Annotated in this window: 1 rRNA gene; it reads right to left on the bottom strand. The window is 55.3% G+C overall.

Going from position 1 to position 1,828, the window contains the following annotated elements:
• Positions 1 to 117: 117 nt before the first annotated feature.
• Positions 118 to 1,640: ribosomal RNA gene (locus tag DBR22_RS22545) — 16S ribosomal RNA — on the bottom strand.
• Between the last annotated feature and the right edge of the window lie 188 nt (positions 1,641 to 1,828).

Raw genomic sequence — 1,828 nt, 5'->3', positions numbered from 1 at the left:
TGATATTCCACCCTTGAGCACCCGCCGCAGAACAATCGTCTGCGCAACGGGCATATACTCCTGACAACCCCACCACACGGACATACATCCGGCAGGATGGTTGTAGGTGCTCCTTAGAAAGGAGGTGATCCAGCCGCACCTTCCGGTACGGCTACCTTGTTACGACTTAGTCCCAATCGCCAGTCCCACCTTCGACAGCTCCCTCCCACAAGGGGTTAGGCCACCGGCTTCGGGTGTTACCAACTTTCGTGACTTGACGGGCGGTGTGTACAAGGCCCGGGAACGTATTCACCGCAGCGTTGCTGATCTGCGATTACTAGCGACTCCGACTTCATGGGGTCGAGTTGCAGACCCCAATCCGAACTGAGACCGGCTTTTTGGGATTAGCTCCACCTCACAGTATCGCAACCCTTTGTACCGGCCATTGTAGCATGCGTGAAGCCCAAGACATAAGGGGCATGATGATTTGACGTCGTCCCCACCTTCCTCCGAGTTGACCCCGGCAGTCTCCTATGAGTCCCCGCCATAACGCGCTGGCAACATAGAACGAGGGTTGCGCTCGTTGCGGGACTTAACCCAACATCTCACGACACGAGCTGACGACAACCATGCACCACCTGTGAACCGACCGCAAGCGGGGCACCTGTTTCCAGGTATTTCCAGTCCATGTCAAGCCTTGGTAAGGTTCTTCGCGTTGCATCGAATTAATCCGCATGCTCCGCCGCTTGTGCGGGCCCCCGTCAATTCCTTTGAGTTTTAGCCTTGCGGCCGTACTCCCCAGGCGGGGCACTTAATGCGTTAGCTACGGCGCGGAAAACGTGGAATGTCCCCCACACCTAGTGCCCAACGTTTACGGCATGGACTACCAGGGTATCTAATCCTGTTCGCTCCCCATGCTTTCGCTCCTCAGCGTCAGTTAATGCCCAGAGACCTGCCTTCGCCATCGGTGTTCCTCCTGATATCTGCGCATTTCACCGCTACACCAGGAATTCCAGTCTCCCCTACATCACTCTAGTCTGCCCGTACCCACCGCAGATCCGGAGTTGAGCCCCGGACTTTCACGGCAGACGCGACAAACCGCCTACGAGCTCTTTACGCCCAATAATTCCGGATAACGCTTGCGCCCTACGTATTACCGCGGCTGCTGGCACGTAGTTAGCCGGCGCTTCTTCTGCAGGTACCGTCACTTTCGCTTCTTCCCTACTGAAAGAGGTTTACAACCCGAAGGCCGTCATCCCTCACGCGGCGTCGCTGCATCAGGCTTGCGCCCATTGTGCAATATTCCCCACTGCTGCCTCCCGTAGGAGTCTGGGCCGTGTCTCAGTCCCAGTGTGGCCGGTCACCCTCTCAGGCCGGCTACCCGTCGTCGCCTTGGTGAGCCATTACCTCACCAACAAGCTGATAGGCCGCGAGTCCATCCAAAACCACAAAAAGCTTTCCACCCCCCACCATGCGATGAGGAGTCATATCCGGTATTAGACCCAGTTTCCCAGGCTTATCCCAGAGTTAAGGGCAGGTTACTCACGTGTTACTCACCCGTTCGCCACTAATCCACCAGCAAGCTGGCATCATCGTTCGACTTGCATGTGTTAAGCACGCCGCCAGCGTTCATCCTGAGCCAGGATCAAACTCTCCGTTGAAGTAAAACAAAAACGAACACAACCACCAGCCCCGGGAAAACGGGACAAAACGGCTGCAAAATTTGAAACCAGCTGTAAAAACCAAACACCATCCACGGGGTGGACAGGCCTGGCCAAAACAACCAATCAATAAAACAATTGGTATCAACAAACTTGGCACACTATTGAGTTCTCAAACAACAGACACA

Origin of the sequence: Arthrobacter sp. HMWF013 (assembly GCF_003061105.1) — a bacterium.
In the GTDB taxonomy this organism is placed as follows: Bacteria; Actinomycetota; Actinomycetes; order Actinomycetales; family Micrococcaceae; genus Arthrobacter.
Note: the sequence above shows the minus strand (reverse complement) of the source record. Positions and strands in the feature narration are given on the sequence as shown.